This window comes from Caulobacter sp. (assembly GCF_035254145.1).
In the GTDB taxonomy this organism is placed as follows: domain Bacteria; phylum Pseudomonadota; class Alphaproteobacteria; order Caulobacterales; family Caulobacteraceae; genus Caulobacter.
The window spans coordinates 1-5,159 of the sequence record NZ_DATFAV010000229.1; the positions used below are offsets into that span (position 1 = coordinate 1).

Genomic DNA, 5,159 nt, shown 5'->3' on the forward strand with positions numbered 1-5,159 from the left:
CCGTCGATGCTGCGCAGGCTGACCATCATCAGGAAGTTGGACGCGGCGCTCTCGACGCTGACGCCGGTCTGGCGCACGGTCTGGGGCAGGCGCGGCTCGACCGTCTTCAGGCGGTTCTGGACGTCGACCTGGGCCAACTCAGGATTCGTGCCCGGCTTGAAGGTCGCCGTGATCGTCGCCGAACCCGAGCTGTCGGTCGAGGACTCGAAGTAGAGCAGGTTCTTGACGCTGGAGAGCTCGCGCTCGATCAGGCCCACGACGGAGTCGTTCATGGCCTGGGGCGTGGCGCCGGGGTAGCTGGCGTAGATGCTGACTGTCGGTGGCGCCACGACGGGGTAGCGCGCCACGGGCAGGCGAGGGATGGCCATCAGACCGGCCAGGACGATCGCGATCGCGATGACCCAGGCGAAGATCGGTCGCTCGATGAAGAACTTCGGCATGGGACTAGCGCGCCCCCATCTGGAACGGGACGGCCTTGACCTGAGCGCCGGCGGCGACGCGGTCCTGCCCCTCGACGATGACGCGCTCGCCCGCCTTCAGGCCATGGGTCACCACGTAGCGCCCGCCCACCACGTCGCCGACTTCGACGGCGCGTGTCTCGACCAGCCCCCTGGCGTTCACAACGCTGACGATCGGCTTTCCGCCGCTGTCCCTGAGCACCGCCTGTTGAGGCGCCAGGACCGCGCCCTCGATCGGCGCGCGCGGCAGGCGGGCGCGGACGAACATGCCTGGCAGGAGGGCGCGATCGGGATTGTCGATCTGGACGCGCGCGATCGCGTCGCCGGTGGCGGGATCCACCGTGACGCCGGAGAACAGGATCTTGCCCTTGCGCGGGTAGGGCGCGCCGGAGGGGGAGAGGATCTCCACCTCGCGTCCCGCGCCGCCGTCGGCCATCGCGCGGAGCGCTTCCAGGCGCGCGGAGGGCTGGCGCACATCCACATAGACCCGGTCGATCTGCTGGATGGTCGCCATGGGGCTCGCGCCGCCGGAGGCGACCAAAGCGCCCTCCGTGACCTGCGCCTCGCCGATCCGCCCGGAGATCGGGGCCGTCACGGTCGCGAAGCTGAGCTCGACGCCGCGGCGGCGCAGGGTCGCACGCGCCTCTGCGAGGTCAGCCTCGGCCTGGGCCTTGGCCGAAACCGCGTCGTCATAGCTCTGGCGGCTGATGGCGTCGGCCTCGACCAACGGCGCGAGACGCGAGACCTGGGCCCTGGCGCGGTCGGCGACCACGATTGCGCGCGACAGCGCGGCTTGAGCGCCCGCGGCCTCCGCCTGATAGGGCGTGGGATCGATCTGGAACAGCGGCTGGCCGGCCGAGACCTCGCCTCCCTGGTCAAAGAGCCGCCGGGTCACGACGCCGGACACCTGCGGGCGGATCTCCGCGGTCCGGAAAGCGACCACCCGGCCCGGCAGATCATCCATCGGAGTGACGGTCGCGACTTGCGCGGTCGCCACGGCGACTTCGATGGGGGAGGGCGACGCGCCGACCTCGGCCTGACCGCAAGAGGCCAGGGTCAATGCGCTCAGCAGGAGGGCGGTGGCAATGCGCAGGCGACGGCGGTCCATGAAAGAGACAGGCTCCCAAGGCGCGCCCTCGAAGGCGCCGCGAGCCTATGCCCGAGGCCGGTTGCGTGACCGTGGAGGCAATGTTGCGACTTGGTGGAGGGCGCTAGCGCTGCCCGGAGAAGGATGATTAGTGCTCCAACGATCCGCCCGCGGCCGCATAGGAGATCCCGTGAACGCCCTGGTTCTGATCGTTGAAGACGAGCGCGAGATCGCGGAGATCCTCGTCGGCTATCTGGAGCGCGAGGGCTTTAGGACCGTCACGGCGCGCGATGGCCAGACGGCGGTCGAGCTGCATCAGGCGCTGCGCCCCGACATCGTCCTGCTCGACGTCGGACTGCCCAAGCTGGACGGCTGGGAGGTCTTGGCGCAACTCCGGCGACGAGGTGCAACGCCCGTGATCATGCTGACGGCTCTGGACCAGGATCTCGACAAACTGCAGGCGCTGCGGATCGGAGCGGACGATTATGTCGTCAAGCCCTTCAACCCCCTGGAGGTCGCCGCCCGCGCCAAGGCCGTGCTGCGCCGCGCCTCGGGCCGGGACGCGGCCTCGGTGGCGCGCGCGGGGTCGCTCGATGTCGATCCCGTCAATCATACCGCGACGGTGAACACGTCGGATGGTCCGCGCCGGCTGACCCTGACCCTGACCGAGTTTCGCCTGTTGCTTCACATGGCCCAGGCGCCGATGCGTCTCTACACGCGCGCCGAGTTGCTCGACGCCTGCCTGTCGGGCGGAGACGCGCTGGAGCGGACCGTCGACAGCCACCTCAGCAAACTGCGCAAGAAGCTCGAAGCGGCCGGCGCTCCAGGCATGCTCTCCAATGTCCGGGGTCTCGGCTATCGCCTGCTGGGGGACCAATGAAAGCGCAAAGCCTATCGCAGCGCCTCAACCTGGCGGTCGTCGGCATCACCCTGGCGACCTTGATCCTCAGCCTGATCTTCATCGCCTTCTCTTACGGGCTTCTCTTTCAGTTCGCCCCGAAGCTGGTGTCGGCCGAGGACGCTATCCTGCCCGCTCCCGTGGAATGGGGGATGTATTCGGTCTGCATCTTACTGGGCAGTATCGCGGCGAGCGTAGTGGCGACCCGGGTGGCCCGGCGCATGGTCGAGCCTCTTGAAGCTCTGGCGGAGGCCGCGCGCCAGATCGCCGGTGGAGACCTGTCGGCGCGGGCGACCTTGACCACCCAGGCGCCGACCGAAGCCAGTCAGATGATCGCCGACTTCAACGCCATGGCCGATCGGCTTGAAAAGGCCGTCGACGACATCGTGACCTGGAACAGCCTGATCGCCCATGAACTGCGGACGCCGGTCACGATTCTCAAGGGGCGGCTGCAAGGGCTCGCCGAGGGCGTCTTCCAACCCGAGCCGGCGCTGTTGCTATCCCTCCATCAGCAGGCTGACGCCCTGGCGCGACTTGTCGAGGACCTGAGGGTCGTCAGTCTGCTCGATAGCGGTCGGCTACAGCTGCGGCCTGTCGAAATCGACCTGGCCCCGGAGATCGAAGGGCTTGCCCGCCTGATCGAACGCGACCTCGACAACGCCGGTTTTGGCTTGCGCATGACCCTCATGAGCGGTCGATGCTCCGCCGATCCCGTCCGCCTACGACAAGCGGTGTTAGCCCTCGTCGACAACGCCCTGAAGTACGCCGAACCCTGCGTCCTGGAAATCGCCACGCGCCTCTCGGACGCCGACGTCGCCATCAGCGTCATCGATGCAGGACCGGGGATGCCGGAGAACCTCACCGCGCGAGCTTTCGAGCCCTTCCGACGCGGAGACGATGTCGACATGAAGGCCGGGTCGGGCCTTGGCCTAGCCGTCGTGCGCGGCATCGCCGAGGCCCATGGGGGGCATGTGAGCTACGAGCGCCGCGCTGGCCGTTCCGCCTTCACCATCACTCTGCCGAGGAAGTGTTGACGGGGCATCTGCGATTGGCCGCTTGTAGCGCTTCTTTGGCGAACCCTTCGGTCGTTCCAGCGAGCGATAGAGCGTCGATCGCGCAACTCCCAAAGTTCGCGCGACCTCCGCGCCACTAACCGCTGGATCCGCCAATAGCAGCCTTGCGTGGCCGACCTGCTGGACTGTCAACTTCGTGGGACGACCGCCAAGCCGACCACGCGCCTTCGCTGCGGCGAGCCCCGCCAAGGTCCGCTCCCGCACCAAGTCCCGTTCCATCTCAGCCATCGCGGCCATGACATGGAAGAAGAACCGGCCAGCGGCGGTGCCGGTGTCGATGCCATCGGTCACCCTGACATCCCGACCGAACGGCGCGCCGCACGCGAGCGTACTTTACGTGCGCTTAGCGCTCCTGGTTCTCGCGGAGCCTCCGGATCCAATGGAGGGAGCCGAAGAGCCGCTCGGACGAGCCTTGCTGTTGAACCAATATCGCCACAGCAGGATCAAAGGCTGGAAAAGCGTGTTTGCGCACGCAATTCGCGATCCTTTGTTTTTGCTGGCGACCGAACTGCCGAGAACCATAGTGCTGGAACTGAGCGAGCGCACAAAGGCATGGCCAGCGGACTTGCGTCGGCGCTGGACGTACGCGGCCGCCGTCGGTGCGATTGGCGGGTTTGTCTACTGAGTTCTAGGACGCTGACATCGCGACCGATGGCGTCGACGCAAGTCGCCAGTCGCACAATTGGAGTCGGCCAGTCGCAGGGTTGGAGTCAGAAAACCGCGAAAACGCGGAACAATGTGGCAACTCATAACGGCGCAGCTGCGACTCGCAGGAATAGGAGCAGGAATAGGAGCAGGAATAGGAGTCAGTGACAAGTCAGCGTGTCACTGACTCTTTAAGCCGCGACAGGGAATCCCAGCGCCGCCAGGGCCGGACCTGACTCAATATCGTGCGACTGACTCCAAAATCGCGCGCCTGGACTCCAAAATGTGCGAATAGCTTTCAGGCATGAAGTGACGCCTCGTTCGCCGATAGCTGAGCTATATTCCTACCAAGTCAATCTAGTTTGAGGTTGCGGCACGCGAAGCGCTTGAGTGAGCCTTGTGATCATTCACTGGAGCCGCGTTCATGCCCAAGTCCACAAGCCGACCCGCGTCGAGAGACGCCGACGTCCAGAGGCGCGGCCTGTTGCTTGGGGGAGGTCTCACCGCCGCGGCGCTCTCGGCCGGCGCGCCCACCTCCGCGCACGCCGAGAGCGAGGTCAAGATTCCGCCGCCGGCCAAGCAGCCGCGTACGCCGGTCGGCGGCAAAAGCCCGTGGGGCTATGAGACCGCTGCTCAGCCCACACCCCAACCGGCTTCGGTTCGACCTGGCGAGACGCCTCTGCCGACCAAGCCGCGCGCCTATACCGACATCAAGAGCTATCACGCTCACGTCTATTTCGACGAGGACAGCTATGAGAAAGCCGCCCTGCTGCGCCGCTGGGTGGCTGAGCGTTTCGAGGTGGAGCTTGGCGACTGGAACCAGGGACCGCGCGGGCCGCACGTGACGCCGTCGTTCTACTTCGGCTTCACCAACGACCTGGTTCACGTGATCCTGCCGTGGCTGCAGCTCAACAGCCTGGGCCTGACCATCCTGTTGCACCCCAATACGGACGATCCGCGTTCGGACCACATCCACTATACCGCGTGGATCAACCGGT

At 66.4% G+C, this 5,159-nt stretch carries 7 protein-coding genes; 4 read left to right on the plus strand and 3 right to left on the minus strand.

Going from position 1 to position 5,159, the window contains the following annotated elements; genetic code table 11:
* Together VJ655_RS14170 and VJ655_RS14175 are read right to left on the minus strand one after the other, a co-directional pair.
* Positions 1-440 (minus strand): efflux RND transporter permease subunit (locus VJ655_RS14170; protein ID WP_324112120.1); only part of this gene is annotated, 440 nt, incomplete at its 3' end.
* A 4-nt stretch (positions 441-444) separates the two neighbouring features.
* Positions 445-1,566, minus strand: coding sequence for an efflux RND transporter periplasmic adaptor subunit (locus VJ655_RS14175; RefSeq protein ID WP_324112122.1), 1,122 nt, complete (start codon positions 1,564-1,566; stop codon positions 445-447).
* A gap of 169 nt (positions 1,567-1,735) precedes the next feature.
* Here VJ655_RS14175 and VJ655_RS14180 point away from each other — a divergent pair, with 169 nt between their 5' ends.
* Entirely contained in the window at positions 1,736-2,425 is a 690-nt protein-coding gene (locus VJ655_RS14180; RefSeq protein WP_324112124.1) for a response regulator, read from the plus strand.
* Positions 2,422-3,477 carry a HAMP domain-containing sensor histidine kinase gene (locus VJ655_RS14185; RefSeq protein ID WP_324112126.1) on the plus strand — a complete coding sequence of 352 codons (1,056 nt, stop codon included), beginning with the start codon at positions 2,422-2,424 and terminating at the stop codon, positions 3,475-3,477. The genes VJ655_RS14180 and VJ655_RS14185 overlap by 4 nt, the downstream gene beginning before the upstream one ends.
* Here the strand turns inward: VJ655_RS14185 and VJ655_RS21005 are convergent.
* Positions 3,373-3,807, minus strand: a complete 435-nt coding sequence (locus VJ655_RS21005) for a recombinase family protein (protein ID WP_324112128.1) — start codon at positions 3,805-3,807, stop codon at positions 3,373-3,375. The two genes, VJ655_RS14185 and VJ655_RS21005, sit on opposite strands and share 105 nt — an antisense overlap.
* Between VJ655_RS21005 and VJ655_RS14195 the strand changes: the two genes are divergently transcribed.
* Both VJ655_RS14195 and VJ655_RS14200 read left to right on the plus strand, forming a co-directional pair.
* Positions 3,752-4,141, plus strand: a complete 390-nt coding sequence (locus VJ655_RS14195) for a hypothetical protein (RefSeq protein ID WP_324112132.1) — start codon at positions 3,752-3,754, stop codon at positions 4,139-4,141. The two genes, VJ655_RS21005 and VJ655_RS14195, sit on opposite strands and share 56 nt — an antisense overlap.
* Before the next feature lie 444 nt (positions 4,142-4,585).
* A partial coding sequence (locus VJ655_RS14200) for a DOPA 4,5-dioxygenase family protein (RefSeq protein WP_324112130.1) occupies positions 4,586-5,159 on the plus strand: 574 nt, incomplete at its 3' end.

Coding starts and splice junctions, on each gene's coding strand:
- VJ655_RS14175 (WP_324112122.1), bottom strand. CDS start 1,566: ATGGACCGCCGTCGCCTGCGCATTGCCACCGCCCTCCTGCTGAGCGCA.
- VJ655_RS14185 (WP_324112126.1), top strand. CDS start 2,422: ATGAAAGCGCAAAGCCTATCGCAGCGCCTCAACCTGGCGGTCGTCGGC.
- VJ655_RS14195 (WP_324112132.1), top strand. CDS start 3,752: ATGACATGGAAGAAGAACCGGCCAGCGGCGGTGCCGGTGTCGATGCCA.